The sequence below is a fragment of the Pseudoalteromonas sp. L21 genome (assembly GCF_021728035.1).
Taxonomy (GTDB): domain Bacteria; phylum Pseudomonadota; class Gammaproteobacteria; order Enterobacterales; family Alteromonadaceae; genus Pseudoalteromonas; species Pseudoalteromonas arabiensis.
Genome location: NZ_JAKKCV010000002.1, coordinates 112425 through 128452, shown reverse-complemented (window position 1 = coordinate 128452; position 16028 = coordinate 112425). Strand labels below are relative to the sequence as shown.

Annotated in this window: 10 protein-coding genes; 8 read left to right on the top strand and 2 right to left on the bottom strand. The window is 40.1% G+C overall.

Annotated elements, in window-relative coordinates:
- The first annotated feature begins 54 nt into the window (after window positions 1–54).
- The gene (locus tag L3V41_RS05825) at window positions 55–1470 is read left to right on the top strand and encodes a TonB family protein (protein ID WP_237127314.1); all 1416 of its coding nucleotides are present in this window, start codon (window positions 55–57) and stop codon (window positions 1468–1470) included.
- Here the strand turns inward: L3V41_RS05825 and L3V41_RS05820 are convergent.
- Complete coding sequence (locus L3V41_RS05820; protein ID WP_237127313.1) at window positions 1463–3580, bottom strand: winged helix-turn-helix domain-containing protein; 2118 nt, start codon at window positions 3578–3580, stop codon at window positions 1463–1465. The genes L3V41_RS05825 and L3V41_RS05820 overlap by 8 nt on opposite strands.
- Before the next feature lie 155 nt (window positions 3581–3735).
- Between L3V41_RS05820 and L3V41_RS05815 the strand changes: the two genes are divergently transcribed.
- The 5 genes from L3V41_RS05815 (at window position 3736) to L3V41_RS05795 (ending at window position 10436) form a co-directional block, all read left to right on the top strand.
- A complete protein-coding gene (locus L3V41_RS05815; protein ID WP_237127312.1) occupies window positions 3736–6357 on the top strand; it encodes a TonB-dependent receptor in 2622 nt (873 codons plus the stop codon).
- 71 nt (window positions 6358–6428) lie between these two features.
- Complete coding sequence (locus L3V41_RS05810) at window positions 6429–8477, top strand: S9 family peptidase (protein WP_237127311.1); 2049 nt, start codon at window positions 6429–6431, stop codon at window positions 8475–8477.
- Window positions 8478–8593: 116 nt separating this feature from the next.
- Entirely contained in the window at window positions 8594–8827 is a 234-nt protein-coding gene (locus L3V41_RS05805; RefSeq protein WP_237127310.1) for a cytochrome c family protein, read from the top strand.
- Between the two features lie 254 nt (window positions 8828–9081).
- Window positions 9082–9540: a hypothetical protein gene (locus tag L3V41_RS05800; protein WP_062567603.1), complete on the top strand. Its 459-nt coding sequence runs from the start codon at window positions 9082–9084 to the stop codon at window positions 9538–9540.
- Window positions 9541–9962: 422 nt separating this feature from the next.
- Window positions 9963–10436 (top strand): hypothetical protein, encoded by a 474-nt coding sequence (locus tag L3V41_RS05795; protein WP_062567604.1) that lies wholly within the window; start codon window positions 9963–9965, stop codon window positions 10434–10436.
- Between the two features lie 486 nt (window positions 10437–10922).
- Here L3V41_RS05795 and L3V41_RS05790 read toward each other — a convergent pair whose 3' ends face one another.
- Window positions 10923–11333 (bottom strand): hypothetical protein, encoded by a 411-nt coding sequence (locus L3V41_RS05790; protein ID WP_062567605.1) that lies wholly within the window; start codon window positions 11331–11333, stop codon window positions 10923–10925.
- Between the two features lie 175 nt (window positions 11334–11508).
- Between L3V41_RS05790 and L3V41_RS05785 the strand changes: the two genes are divergently transcribed.
- Together L3V41_RS05785 and L3V41_RS05780 are read left to right on the top strand one after the other, a co-directional pair.
- Window positions 11509–13818, top strand: a complete 2310-nt coding sequence (locus L3V41_RS05785) for a TonB-dependent receptor (protein WP_237127589.1) — start codon at window positions 11509–11511, stop codon at window positions 13816–13818.
- A gap of 12 nt (window positions 13819–13830) precedes the next feature.
- On the top strand, window positions 13831–15984 hold the full coding sequence (locus L3V41_RS05780) for a bifunctional TVP38/TMEM64 family protein/FAD-dependent oxidoreductase (protein ID WP_237127309.1): 2154 nt from the start codon (window positions 13831–13833) through the stop codon (window positions 15982–15984).
- Window positions 15985–16028 lie beyond the last annotated feature (44 nt).

Below are 16028 nucleotides of genomic sequence, written 5' to 3'. Positions count from 1 at the left end.
AACAAGTACAATCAACGACTAAAGAGCTTTTAAGAATCTTAAAATAAATTACCAGTGTCGCTCATAACCACTCACCCAAAAGATGCAAAACGTGCAACTCGAACCATGCAACTATTTGCATGGCTGGTCACTTATGCTCTTTTATCTTGTAGTGTAAAAGCCGATCTTCTCGATGCCACCTTAGCTTATCATCAAGGCGATTATAACAAAGCTCAGCAGCAGTTTTACGAGCTTGCTCAGTTAGGTAATGTAGATGCGATATATAATATTGGTGTTATGTATTTACATGGTCAAGGCCGTGAGAAAAACCCTGCCAAAGCCTATGCGTGGTTTAATTTAGCCGCAGATTTTGGCCTAGAAGAAGCACGCGATACTGCAAGGCTTATCGCCAAACAAAGTGAACAACAACACCAAGCACTTGAAGATGCATACGCAGCCTTGTTAACAAATATAAGTTATGAAAAGTATGATCAAGAACTGCGCCCAGAACTAACTGCAGAGCCTGTGCATGAACAAAGTGTGTATCGTAGCTATACCGTTGAACCAACCTACCCCGAACACGCCTACAACAATGGTTTAGAGGGTTGGGTTTGGTTAGAGTTTGATATTGATAAAAACGGCGCTGTTGGCGATATTACACTCGTAGACTCTTACCCTAAAAATACGTTTGACAAGCCTCTCATAAATGCCGTCAAACGTTGGCAATATAACGCGCCTAACGAGATAGAGCACGCATATTATAATCGCTCTTTGCTTTATCACTTTACAACCTTCAAAGGTGAGCAATACCAGCAAAGTTTTCAGCGTCAGCAAAAAAGTTACCAAAGTGAAATAAGCGAATTAATAGATGCAGCCGAACAAGGCAATGCGCTAGTTCAATACTATATTGCTAATTGGTTAAGCTCTGATAAGTACAATGCGAGTAAGTTATTGAAATATCATTGGCAAAAAGACACCGCCAGTAGTGAGTTATTACTTACCTCAGCTCGCAATGGTTACGCTAATTCTCAATACCGAATAGGCGCTAATTTGCTGCGCGGTGATTATGGTCGAGTAGACAGACAAAAAGGCTTAAATTGGGTTTTATTAGCCGCGCAAAATGGTTTTGCTAATGCTCAATATCGCCTTGGTCGTGAGTTATTAAACAAACAGTATGTTGATTATGCGCCTAACAAAGCAAGAAAATGGTTAATTGCGGCAGCCGCACAAGGCCACTTTAGAGCTAAGCGCGATTTAGCAGCACTTCTTTTTGAATTAAACGAACCCGCCGCTAATATTCAACAGGCATTAGATGATGCATTAAAACTAGATAAAAGCCATCCACAACTATTGTTGCTACAGGCCAAACTCCAACAACAACAAAAACAAATCGAACAAGCTAAGTTCTCTGCACAAGCTGCGCTTAATGAAGCACGCGACAGAAACTGGAGTACTCAAGCCATTTCAGCCTTTTTAACGGTACTTAATTAACCACTTGATGTAACAAAATATCAGTTTCAATACCATCAACCTGACTAAACACCAATTGTGCTCCATCCACAGAGCTACTCATTGTCAAACTAACTCCTATGTCTAACCCATAAGCACCTAGCTTTTTAATAAATATATTTTCTTGTGAAGCAATAACATAACAATACAAAGATAACTGATGGCCTTCACGAAGAATATAATACATCCCTCCGTCAAATAACGCCGGCTTATATAAACTAAGTGATGGCAACAGTTGTGATAAGGGAATATGTTGTTCTAAAGCTGCTGACAGATAAACACGCAATGTGTGCTCATAGTTAATGTAAGACGGATTCAATTGCCACAGAGGCTGAGCTGGCGATAACCTTCGGGGTGTCACATTATTTGCCTTTAATGAGTTACTGCTCAGTTGCAAATCATACTGCCAATCTTGCCATTCACCCTGCTGCGATTTTGCTTGATAAAAAATAGTTTGGCTATCATCAGACCAACGAACCGCATTCAATTGCTCAAAGCCTGAAATAACGGGGACCAATCGGCGTGAAAAGGAATTTATTAAATACACATTTTGTCTTTCATCTAGCAACAATAATGTATCGCCATTAGGCGAAAATTGCAGATATTTTGGCGTAATATGGCTGGGTAATTGAGCCACTCGATTGGCTCCTTTTCGGCGTTGATGTTTAATCCAAATCTCTGCTTGAGAATACCGAGTAACACCGGGGCGCTGTACAGAAATAAATGCAACCTGCTCACCATTGCTTGATACGGTAGGCATGAAGTCCATACGGGTTGAAGAGGCAAGCTGAGTGGTTTTATCGACACTTATTCCGTCACTGTCTTTATGTAAACTGAGTTGATAGGCATTTATTTGCGCTAACCCCTCTGCATGGGCAACGTCGCCATTAACAGGGTTTACATCTAAACTGGCAATAAACCCCATAGGTTTATGTAATGAGTGTTTTTCCCCTTGCAATGTGCTGCGCATCAGTTCATCTTCCACTGACCAAATGTGTTTTGCAAACGCGCCATAGATGGGCTGTTGTTTATACTGCTGACGACTAATAATGCGCTGCTCACTCAGGTTATACAAATTCACTTCGCTTAGTGTGTACCAAATGCCCTGCTTTTCAACAATCAGCATTTTTCCTTCGCCACTAATATCAAACGCGAGAGGTTTAAACTCCCCTATCAAGGTTGTATCTTGCACTCTAACTTTATCACCCAAACTCAGCGTGTATTTCATCAAACGGGGCTGGTTGTCGTGCCAAACAATGCCAAAAAGTGCATCTGGCTTATACCACTTGAGCCGTGTGGGAGCGCTACTGGGCTGGCACTGTGTTAAGGTATACTCTGGGCTCAAACGCCATGTTTCAATCGCGTTATTAACGCCTATTATGCGAATATCACAGCGTAACGGATCATAACGATAATATGCCAACCACTGACCATCCGGTGACCATACCGGTGCTTCTTCGGAATAACCTGAGCTTTTAATATTATGAACTGTTTGGCTTTGTTGATCGAATACAGCTAAGTCAAACTGATTTTGTAATTCGTTTGACTGACTAAAGGCTAAATATCGCCCATCTGGGGAGTAACGTAAAAAAGCCTCAGTGCCTGGTGCAGATGTTACGCGAGCACGGTAATTAAACTCTGTCGGTTTGCCCTTTGCCGTGAATAAATACTGTAAAAATAAAGTGCTAATTACACCTACAACAATACCTGTGACGCCAAACAACGCCATCTTTTTTGGCGAATGTTGACGAGCCTTATCAAACAGTGTTGGCGGTTCACTCACATTGGCAATGAGCTGATAGCCGATGCGAGGAATCGTTCTAATAATTTGCGGTGGAGACTTATTGTCATGAAGGCTTTTTCGAAGTTGAGTGACCAATTGACTAACCGAGTTATCACTGACGATCACATCTCCCCATAGCGCATCCATAATCTGTTCTCGTGAAACAGCTTCGCCCTGTTTTTTTAATAACAAAGACAACAAGGCTAATTGCCTAGACTCTACATCAACCCATTCGTTCTGTATTTTTATTTTCAGGCTCACAAAGTCAACGATGACATCGTTAAGCATTACTTTTTGTTGGGTTGACATCGACATTTGTTCAATTGTTACACAGGTTAATCTATGGTTAAATTAATCGAGAAAGCGTAAAATATAAATAAGGTACAGACAACAAGCAACAAACTCTTGATTTTATTATCATGAGGCAACTTGAAGAACACATTAACCGCTTTATTGGATTTGGCATGGCTTTAAGAACGCTCAATTTTATTAACATTTTTACCTATATTGGTTTTATTTTACTTGTATTTAGTTCAACGTACAGCGTTGCTCAAACAAGTGATAAAGAAAAGAACGCTTTAGAAACCATTCAAATTAGGGGTTTCCATGACAGCGCTGTCAAGTCACTCCATGATAAACGAAATAGCCAATCAATTATAGATACTATTAGCGCACAAGATATCGGTAAATTTCCTGATAAAAATGTCGCAGAGGCACTCCAACGTGTGACCGGTATTTCATTATCACGTATTCAAGGTGAAGGTGAGCGAGTGGGTGTTAGAGGAACAACGCCTGAGCAAAACCGTACTTATTTAAATGGTCAATCAATTGCATCAGCCGATTGGTGGATTTCATCGCAACCCAACAGGGGGTTTAACTATACCTTATTGCCCGCTGATTTAGTTGCTTCACTCGAAGTCTATAAAACACCACAAGCGGACCATGATGAAGGCTCATTAGGGGGAGCGGTTAACATAAAAACCATGCGCCCTCTGACAACACCGAATAAGCACTTTGTGATAAATACTCAACTGCAGTATAACGACCTATCAGGTGAGTTTGATCCACAACTAGCGAGTTTCTATAACTGGAAAAATAGTACACAGAGTACTGGCTTACTACTTACTTTTAGTCGCAATGAGCGCTCATTACGTCGTGATGGCCTAGAGTCATGGGGGTGGCACGAACAAAACTACACCTTGAATGATGATAACAGCCTCTCCCCTGTAGACAGGCTAGCCGATATAAATCGAGTTTGGACGCCTGGCGGTGGTGGGTCGGCGCTCTTTAAGCAACGTCGAATTCTTACCACTGCAACATTTGCTTTTGAGCACCAACTTAATTTTGATTGGAATATTCAACTAAATGGCTTGTATTCAGTGCTTGATGCCGACAATAGTAACCAGAACTTTTTATGGCAACCAAGTAGCGTTTTTGCCAGAGGAGGTCGTATTCATGACGCTGAAATCATTAACAATACATTGGCTTTTGCTCGTTATAGCAAAGTCACTGATATAAATAGACCTTATAGCACTGCAATGGAAGCTATTTGGCGAAAATCACAAATCGACACAAGCAGTATACAGTTGGTCGCATCGCAACAGGCTGATTTGTGGCATAATACTTATCAATTAGGCTTTACTCATGGCGGTGGAGGCTCAAAGCAAGACTATACCTCTCAATTCTCAGCGAATACGGCGTTTAGTGTCGACACACGGCAACAACAAAATATCATTGCTAATTATGCCATTTCACCCCTTGATGCCGCACAATGGCAACTCACCGAGGCCAGAAACGACAGTCAAGATTCCACTGATCAAGAGCTTTATATACAAACTGACTTTGAACGTGCCGTTGATCATTCAATTATTTCTTCTATAAAATTTGGCGTAAAATATCGCGATCATCAACGTGACTTTATTCGCTTACGCTCAATTAATGGCTCATACGATCAACTAACAGAGCAACTTGCTTGGACACTTGCTGATTTTCCTGCTGCTATCCCACATGATTTTTTAACCGGTATTGGTAATCAGCACACTTTAAAAAACTATAGCTATGTTGATATCAACTTACTTGCAAAGCAATTTAATACACTTAATTTTGTACAGCAGGAAGAAAAAGCCAGTCGTTTTGATATACAAGAAAGAACGACTGCGGGCTATGTTAAGCTCAATTTAAATGGCGATACATACAACGCAAACCTTGGGCTACGAGTTGTTAATACTCGCCAAGATAGCGCTGCTTATGCTCGCATCGCATCACCTATTGAGCTTCCGGACAGCTATCAATGGCAAACCCACTATAAAAATTACACAGACTTACTGCCGAGTATAAACCTCAACATTGATATTACCGATGATGTGATTTCTCGCTTTAGTGTAGCCAGAGTCATGTCTCGCCCGCAATATAATCACTTAATGCCTTCTACCAACTACAATGTCACCCAAGCACAAGGCCAAGGCGGTAACCCTGATTTAGACCCTTACAGAGCCAATCAATTTGATGCGAGCCTTGAATGGTACTTTGCTGATGCAGGGTTATTGTCTGCTGCTTTATTTAATAAAGATGTTGAGTCATTTATTGAATTTAACCGTGGTGTTGAAGTGCATGAAAACATTGCTATGACAATAGACAGACCAATCAATGGCAGTGGTGGTACGATTCGTGGTTTTGAACTCGGTTATCAACAAGAGCTATTTTATGGTTTCGGGTTAATTGCAAATTATACCTTTGTTGATGGCGAAAGAAGTAAACGTAATAATGCCAGCCTTAACGCCACTCCTGGTACTTCAAAACATACTATTAACTTAACTAGCTACTACGAAAACGAACGCTTTAGTGGCCGTTTAGCATATAATTATCGCACTGACTTTGCGACTGGCGTGGGTGAAACCATCATGGAAAACTTCGGGCAGTTGGACGGTAATTTAACCATAAAACTAAACAAACAATTCGATATTATTGTTGATGCAATAAACCTTAGCAACGAAACAACCTACACATATGAACGTAATCAGTATGCTCCTACCGGCATCTATAAGAATGGCCGGCGGTTTTATTTAGGTATTCGTTACAGCCACTGATCGCATTTGTTACTAATGTGATTCCACACTGCTATAATCACCGCAGAACATAACAAGCGAAGGGAACTACTATGCTAAAAACTGCTTTAGCCTTAGCCGTTGGTCTTTCAAGTACACTTGCTACTGCCAACGACACAATTACAATTGACGACATTCCAACAATACAATCAGTTATCCAAACAAGCGTAAGCCCTGATGGTGACTCGGTTGCGTTTACCCGCTCAGTGCCACGTACACTGTACAAAGATGAAAATGGTCGTAATTACAGCGAACTTTACATTGTTGATGACGAAGGCGTTGAGCGTCCGTACATTACAGGTAACGTTAACATCGGTAGCATTCAATGGTCTAAAGATAGCAAAACCATTTATTTTCTTGCTAAATTAAACGATGAAAAATTCACTTCACTGTATCAAATACCCGTTGACGGTGGTCAAGCTCAAAAAGTAATGTCTTTAAAAGACACATCAATATCAAGTTACGAGCTAAGCCCTGACAATCAAAAAGTTGCTATTTTAGCACTCCCTGCCAAAGATAAGTCTGAAAAAGAGCTAAAGAAATTAGGCTTTATGGCAGAAGTATATGAGCTTGGTCTTGATAATAAACAGCTTTTCATTGTTAGTCTGGCAAAAACAGACACGCCATTAAAGCCAACGGCATTAAACGTTAGTGATTATGTTAGTGATATGAATTGGTCAGCTAACGGTGAAAAACTACTTGTTAAAACTCAACCAACTGCTCTTATTGATGACAAATACACCAAGTCAATGTGGCATTTATATGATGTTGCAAATGACCAAGTAACCTTATCTTTTAAAACCGAAGGTAAGTTAGGCGATGCCGAGTTATCTGCTGATGGTAAATACATCGCGATTTTAGGTGCTGAGGATAAGCATGATCCAGCTACTGGCCGCTTATTTATTGCTGATACAAAAACGGCTGAAATCACAGAGTGGCTACCAAACTTTATGGGCCATATCGTTGATTTTGAATGGTCTCATAAACGCAATACATTAAACTTCATCGCCAATGTTGGTACAGAAAGCTTTATTGCAAGTATTAAAACGGGCAGTAAAAAATATAAAAAAATCATTGAAGAAGGTCGCTTTATTGCCAGCAACTTAAGTGTGTCTGATTCAGATAAAACCTTAACTGTACGCGCGAATACAGCAAAACATCCAAATGAAGTGTTTATTATCCGTGGTAATAAAGCAACCCGTTTAACTGATTCTAACCCTTGGTTAAATAATAAACGTTTTGCAAAACAAGAGACTATCTCACTTAAAGCACGTGATGGTGTCGATATAGAAGGTATATTGGTTTACCCTCTTGATTATAAAGAAGGTACCCGATACCCACTTATTATGTCTGTCCATGGTGGGCCTGAAAGCCATGATAAAAATGGTTGGGTAACCAATTATTCTCGCCCAGGCCAAATGGGAGCCGCGCGTGGTTATGCGGTTTTCTATCCTAACTACCGTGGTTCAACAGGTAAGGGGGTTGATTACTCAAAACTAGGCCAAAACGACTATGCAGGCAAAGAATTTGACGATTTGGTCGATTTTAAAAATCACCTTGTAGAAATGGGACTTGTTGATACAAAACGTGTTGGTATCACAGGTGGCTCATACGGTGGTTATGCCTCAGCGTGGGGGGCAACAAAGCTGACTGAACACTTTGCAGCAAGTGTGATGTTTGTGGGTGTATCTAACCAACTTTCAAAATTTGGCACAACAGATATTTCTAATGAAATGAATCTGGTTCACGCACGCTCATATCCTTGGGATAAATGGCAATGGTATTTAGAGCGCAGCCCTATTTACTGGGCGGGCCAATCTAAAACACCACTGCTTATCATGCATGGTAAAGAGGATCCACGTGTACACCCTGCTCAATCAATGGAACTTTACCGTTACATGAAAGTACAAGGCAAAGATGTACGCTTAGTCTACTACCCAGGTGAAGGGCATGGTAACCGTAAGGTTGCCGCACAGTACGATTACAGCCTCCGTCTAATGCGTTGGATGGACAACTACTTAATACAGGGCAATAAAAACATGCCTGAATTTGAGATTGACCATGCAGCTAAACTAAAGGCCGCAAAAGATACAGATAAATAATCTAAACGCCTTGCTTTAAAAGCAAGGCGTTTTTCTTTTTGCCATTGGCTTTACTTACACTCTAAAACTAATATAACTGATTAAAAGTGTAGGCAAAAAGTAAAAGGAATTATTGAATGGTGCGTGTAGTATGCTTTTTTATTGGATTGACTATATTCAATTTACAGGCCGAACCAGAGTGCGCAAACTGCCACCAAAGCCAAGTACAAGATTGGCAGTCTTCGCACCATTTTCATGCAACGGAAAAAGCCACTGCCACGACTGTGCTCGGTAATTTCAACGACCAAACCCTCGAATACGAAGGCCAGCAAGCGCGTCTCTACAAAGTAAAATGTACAATGCCGACGTAACCTGTACACAAAGCCAACATTATCAGAACAGGAATGCGTTATCTTATCGATGAATATTTTGGCATAGCTATCTGCGCATGGCCCTGAGCAAAATGCAATTTATATACAAGCTGGATCAACATGGTAATGAAAACCCTTTGCTCATGACTCAAACCATCTCAATTTAGAGTATAAATATTGACCTTGTTGAATTCGCTGCTATTATCAAATACTAATAATTATTAACTAATATCAAAGGCTCAGGGATTGAACTAATGCACAGCATAGCCTCAACTAAATATTATCCATACGCAGATTTTAAGCCCCACGGCCTTGTTGAGTTTTATCAACGTCAAAATACACTTTTTACAACCGCAGTCGGCCCATTCAATGAAGAGATTATTGATGCCTTGTCATTTACTCAACACACTTATATTGAAAAAATCATCGCAGAGCATGGTGACTGGTGTGAATTAGTTGAGTTTGAAAACTCGTGCATGGCAACGCCTGGTGCCCTTGAAAAACTAATGATGTATTTAGCTGATTTAAAACGCCAGAATAGTGCACCGAAGAAAACAGCCTTTATCATTAAAGAGGGGCTTGAAGGTGGAAACCTGCTGAGTAATACATACTGCAATTTATATAAAAAAACAGGTATGACTATGCAGATATTTAAATCTAAAACAGCTGCGCTCAACTGGTTATCAAGCGAGACAACCACTGCAATAGCTTAGTTATTTAGCACATGTTTTTCTTCATCACGCAAAGTTAATACTTCCACTCCTCATGCATCACGGCTAGTATGCTCTCGCTGGGCAGAAAGTTTTTTACTTCTCGTAGCAACTATCCAGCCACTCAGCTTTAATTTAACTATTTCTCACTTTACAAAACACTTCGTGCAGCTCATCACTCATTTTTAAAGTGCCTTCAATGCGTGCAAAATACTCATGCACAAATCACATATGACAAGATCCAAAAAGAAAAGTAAGAACTTTTCATTACTTATGGATTGAAATAGCAAGTTTAACTCAGGCTTTTCTCTATAAGTTAAAAAAATTCATCTATCAGGTTTATTTTAATCGTTTGTCGATTTAGAGGGATTACTCTAAAGTTAACTCATCAGCAAACGATGCTGCGATTAACGAGGAAACTAATCATGGTTAAACCACTTTTAAAACGACTTGCTCTTAGCTCATTACTAACATGTTCAGCTTTTGCAATCGCTGAGCAAAGTGACTATAAACTGATGGTAATTAACGACTCAGATTCATCGCAAGCAATTATGCAAGGCCAATATGACGCGGTGTTAAATAGCACAGCGCAAGCAACTGATTTAAATAGTCAATATGAACTTGCATTCAATCGATGCGCAGCAAGCGTGAAATCTAAAAATTTCAGCCACGCGGAATCTTTGTGTACCGAAGCTATCAAGCTTCTAAATAAAAGCGAAGTACGCGGCTATAAACGTCGAGAGCTTACATCATTCGCTTTAAGTAACCGTGGTATAGCACGCATTATGTCGAAAAACGACACAGCTGCACTATCAGATTTTTATGAAGCGGTAAAAATGTCGGGTAATGATTTAGTAAATCACAACCTCAACCGCGCTAAGAAAAACTTAGCACTTTAATCAAATTGTTGTCACAAAAAGCCTAGTTTGTGTGTTCTCTTGGCTTTTTTATATCCGAAGTCATTGCATACGCGGTGACTCAACCATATTGTTGTCGAAAGCTTAGTTTGTGTGTTCTCTAAGCTTTTTTATTCCGAGTCATTGCATACGCGGTGACTCAACCATATTGTTGTCGAAAGCTTAGTTTGTGTGTTCTCTAAGCTTTTTTATTCCGAGTCATTGCACACGCAGTGACTCAACCACATTGTTGTCGAAAGCTTAGCTTGTGTGTTCTCTAAGCTTTTTTATTCCGAGTCACTGCATACGCGGTGACTCAATCATATTGTTGTCAAAAGGCCCAGCTTGTGTGTTCGCTGGGCTTTTTTATTTCTAACGCATTTAAATTTTATTAATAAAAATTTTCATTAAAAATCATTAATATGAAAATAATAAAAATGAATTTACCCTATTTAATTAGGCTAAGAGTATTTAAACTAGTTTATAAAATCACACTACATACTTCACATCTTCATCACGCATTAAATATAAAGTAAAACAGGCTGCCCACATTGGCCATGCAGCAAAGAAAAGTAAATTATTAAATCCATCTATATATTGAGCATACGAAGAAAGTGTGGATGCGCCGTGTAATAAAAAGATTAAACCGTAAGTGATTTTTTTCTTAAACCCCACTACAAAAGCAAACACTAAAATTATTTGCAAACTTCCTAGAATATAAGCAACTGTATCTGTTGAGCCGCTCAATCCATAGAAGTGTTCAAACACAATTGCACTGTGACTTGGATTTACAAATTTATCCAAACTCCACATTAACATAACCACAAATACGCCCAAACGTAATGATAAAAGCGACCATTGCAAGCGATTTTGTGTATCCGATGTAGTTGATTGAATCATTATTTTTTCCTTTGAACTATTCACGCTTAAAAACAACAAGACCGAAAATAAAAAGAAACATTACAAAAATAAAATAAAAATGCTTTGAAAGTATTTTTTCCGGCTGTTGGTCTCATTCATCGTCAATAAATTATTTAATCGCAGAGAGAACATTTTGAAATACGCATTTTTAGCGCTGAGTATTTGTGCAAGCTTTGTATCACTTGCTACCGAGAATAATGAGATTGAGGTTATTCAAATATCAGGCGAGCAATTAAAAAATACCCAAATTTCACCTAAAGATACGCCTATAAATGGACCTTTTGGCGATGATCTTTTTCTGCAAGATATTGCACGAAGTGTAACGCCAATCACCAGAGAAATGATCGAACAACTCAATATTACCACCCTGCAAGATATTTTATCTATTACACCTAATAGCTATTCAGCGAGCGGATTTGGTAATCCGAGCTTACCAACTTTAAGGGGGCAGTTAGGTGAACTATTTCAAGATGGCGTCCGCCGACAAGCAGGTAATAATGGTTTTGGCATTCCAATATCCTTCAATGCGATTGAGCAAATAGATGTAGTAAAAGGTGCACCACCCGTCTTATTTGGTAGTAGTCAACGAAATGGGGGCTTTGTAAACCTGAGCTCAAAAAAGGCAAATACTGAACAATCTCAAGGCAAACTAGTGCTTTCGGCTGGTCGCTGGGATCACTACTCGGCACAACTCGATTACACAGCGCCGATAGTAGAAGGTAAAAGTGGCTTCAGAGTAAGTGCTGAACATATTGATAATGGCAGCTTTTATGATTTTTCAGGTTATAAGAGCGATAGTTTATTTGCAGCTGTGCGCTTCTTGCCTGACGCACAAAGTAGTTTAGATATAAATTTCGAGCTCTATCAAGTTGAATTTACAGATAACGCAGGTATCAATCGCCCTACTCAAGCGCTTATTGATGATGGCCTTTATATTACTGGGCAAGGTATACAACCCAATGGCAGTACTATTGCAGGAGCGGGGGCTATTATTTCACCCACGGGGCAAGTCCGTATACCGCGAAACCGAGTTTTAACAGACCCCGATAATATCAATGAAGCTACGACCTATTTACTTCACAGTATCTATAAACGTGAACTCAATGATAAAACGACGCTTAAAAATACAACTTATTTTCAGCACCTGCAACGTGAAGAAGTCGCTCAAAATAGCTTTGTAGAGATCATTGATGGTGCTGACACAGCCCAAAACCGCACTGAGTTAAGCTACCAATGGAATGATAGTCAAAGCTCTATTTTTGCGTTTGATGTTCGCTTTAACAAAGTAAAAGGGTTCAGCCAATTTACCACAGAAGCAGATTTACCCATTGATTTAACAGGCCCGATTGAAAACCGTCGTATCCCGCCCAGAACAGAGCAAAAAGCAAGATTAGTTGAATTAAAGCCAGGTGTATTTGTATCTCCAGGAGCCCAATACGATTTAGATAACGATGGTGTTGGAGATTTTTCACTCTCTGATACAACCGATTCGACCAGTTGGCAAACGGGGCTTGCTTTTGTGCATGACAATCAATGGACTGAAAAATTGCGCACAAGTTTAGGCTATCGCCTTGACTATTATGATGTAGAAGCTCGGGATCCCATTGCACCACAAGGTCAAGTTGCAGCGCGCGATAATATTTATGAAACCCTGCATGCAGGGCAAATTAGTGTTAACTATAAACTCACTGCAGAATTAACCTCCTATATTACAGGGAACTATAACGAAGCGACCTCCAATAGCATGGCTGGCGGCAATGTTTTAGGAAGTGATAACCAAATTAGCGCACAAAATTTTGCAACCGATAACACCCTTGCTGAAATAGGTTTAAAATTTTCACCCACTGACAGCCCTTGGTATGTCGATGCGGCTTTATTTAATCAACGTCGTAGCCTCAGAAATCGTGATGGAAGTAACACTGGTATTCGTACAAAAGGCTTTGAAACGCAGGTGTTTTATGATGCTGGGCAATACTGGTTTAATGCCGGTTACAGCTATATAGATGCCCGCTACGATAATTCAGCAAGTAGCCAAGACTCAAACCAAGTCGCTGATGCATTTGATAATTCTCGTCCTGATATTATTAATGGTACAGGTATAGGCGCACCAAACTTTGCATCTTTCCCGCCATCGACTAGGCGAGTGCAAGGTATTCCCGAACAATCATTTAGCTTTAACAGTGGTTTTTCTATCACTCCTCAATGGGATATTGGCTTAGGCGGTATTTACACCAAAAGCTATCCGCTTGATTTTTTAGCAACCGTGCATATTCGCGATCAATACACTTTGAATGTGAATACACGATATGCCTTCAGCGAGCAAACGTCTTTACGTTTAGATATCACAAATGTGACTAATCAAGATAACTGGCGTCCTGTTTTTGAAGGCGGTTACTTTGGCTCAACGTTAGTTTTTCCTGAGCTTCCTATTCATGCCAAATTGACCTTTCAACATACCTTTTAAGTAGGGCTACTCATGTTAAAGAAAATAATCTTACTCGTCGGCGTCTTGGTTGCCGTTACTGCATTTTTCTATTTCGATTTACATCAGTTATTAACACTGAATGGCTTAAAAGGTTCGATGGATCAATTTAGTCAGTGGCGTGAACAATCACCACTATTAGTGATAGGCGCGTTTTTTTTACTTTATGTTGTCGTTACTGCACTGTCACTGCCAGGTGCAACAATTTTAACGCTGGCAGCGGGCGCGTTATTCGGCCTCATTGAAGGTCTACTTATCGCTTCATTTGCTTCAACTGTGGGTGCAACAATCGCATTTTTGGTTTCTCGTTATTTACTGCGTGACGCAATAAAATTGCGTTTCCCAGAGCGCCTTACAGCCATAGATGCAGGTGTTAAAAAAGAAGGTAGCTTTTATTTATTTACGCTACGTCTTGTACCTATTTTCCCTTTCTTTCTCATTAACCTTTTAATGGGTGTAACGGCGATTAAAGCTTGGACTTTCTTTTGGGTAAGTCAGCTAGGCATGTTGGCAGGCACGTTTGTCTTTGTAAACGCGGGTACACAACTCGCGCAGATAGAAAGCTTATCTGGAATCTTATCGTTTAACTTAATTTTGTCTTTTACTCTATTAGGTGTTTTTCCTTTTATAGCCAAAGCGTTATTAAATACCATCAAAAAGCGCAGAATCTATAAGAACTTTTCAAAACCAAAGCAATTTGATCGCAACATGATTGTCATAGGTGCCGGTGCCGGCGGATTAGTAACCAGTTATATTGCAGCTGCCGTAAAAGCAAAGGTGACATTGATTGAAGCAGGTGAAATGGGTGGTGACTGCTTAAACTACGGATGTGTGCCCAGTAAAGCGATTATAAAAAGCGCTAAAATTGTTGAACAATTTCAACAAGCTGACAAGTATGGCTTAGAAAAAAGCAGTGCCACCTTTTCATTCAAAAAGGTGATGGCTCGAGTACACCAAGTTATTGCCGATATTGCTCCTCACGACAGTGTTGAAAGATACACTAAACTGGGCGTTAAAGTTATTAAAGGTTATGGCAAATTAATCGATCCATGGACGGTTGAAATTGCTTTAAGCACAGGTGGTACACAAACTCTTAGTGCACGAACAATTGTGATTGCTACGGGTGCTCGTCCGTTTGTTCCACCTTTACCAGGCTTGGAAGAGGCAGGTTATGTCACCAGTGATACGCTTTGGAGTAAATTTGCTCAGTTAGATGAGCCGCCCAAAAAGCTCGTTGTTTTAGGCGGTGGGCCAATTGGTTCAGAGCTTGCGCAGAGCTTCGCTCGACTTGGTTCGCAGGTCACACAAGTAGAAATGGCTGAGCGGATCATGATAAAAGAAGATTTAGAAGTCTCTGAATTTGCTACTCAAGCACTGAAAAGCAGTGGCGTTAATGTATTAACCAACCACCAAGCACTTCGTTGCGAAGTTCGTAACAACAAAAAATACTTGGTTGTTCAGCATCAAGAGAAAGAGTTCGACATTGAGTACGATGAGTTACTATGCGCTGTGGGTCGAAGTGCTCGCTTAACAGGTTACGGCCTTGAAGAGTTAGGCATTGAAACCAACCGCACTATTCAAACCAATGACTATCTCGAGACCCTTTACCCTAATATTTTTGCCGCGGGTGATATTGTTGGTCCATATCAGTTTACCCATGTTGCTGCGCATCAAGGTTGGTATGCCGCGGTTAATGGTTTATTTGGCCACTTTAAAAAGTTCAAGGTCGATTATCGTGTTATCCCTTGGACGACATTTATCGACCCTGAAGTCGCCCGTGTTGGGCTCAATGAACAAGATGCAATTTCACAAAATCTAGACTACGAAGTAACTCGTTTTGAGTTTGCAGAGTTAGACCGTGCCATCACAGAAAGCGCAACGAATGGTTTCATCAAAGTACTTACACCTAAAGGTAAAGATAAAATTCTAGGCGTCACTATTGTTTCTGCGCATGCGGGTGACTTAATTGCTGAATTTGTCCTCGCTATGAAACATGGTCTAGGTCTGAATAAGATACTTGGCACTATTCACAGCTACCCAACGTGGGCTGAAGGAAATAAATATATCGCAGGCGAATGGAAACGTGCCCACGCACCCGAAAAAGTACTCAACTTACTTGAAAAGTATCACACTTGGCGAAGAGGTTAATATGCTGAAATTTATACGCTTTATTGGTTTTTTAATTTTACTTA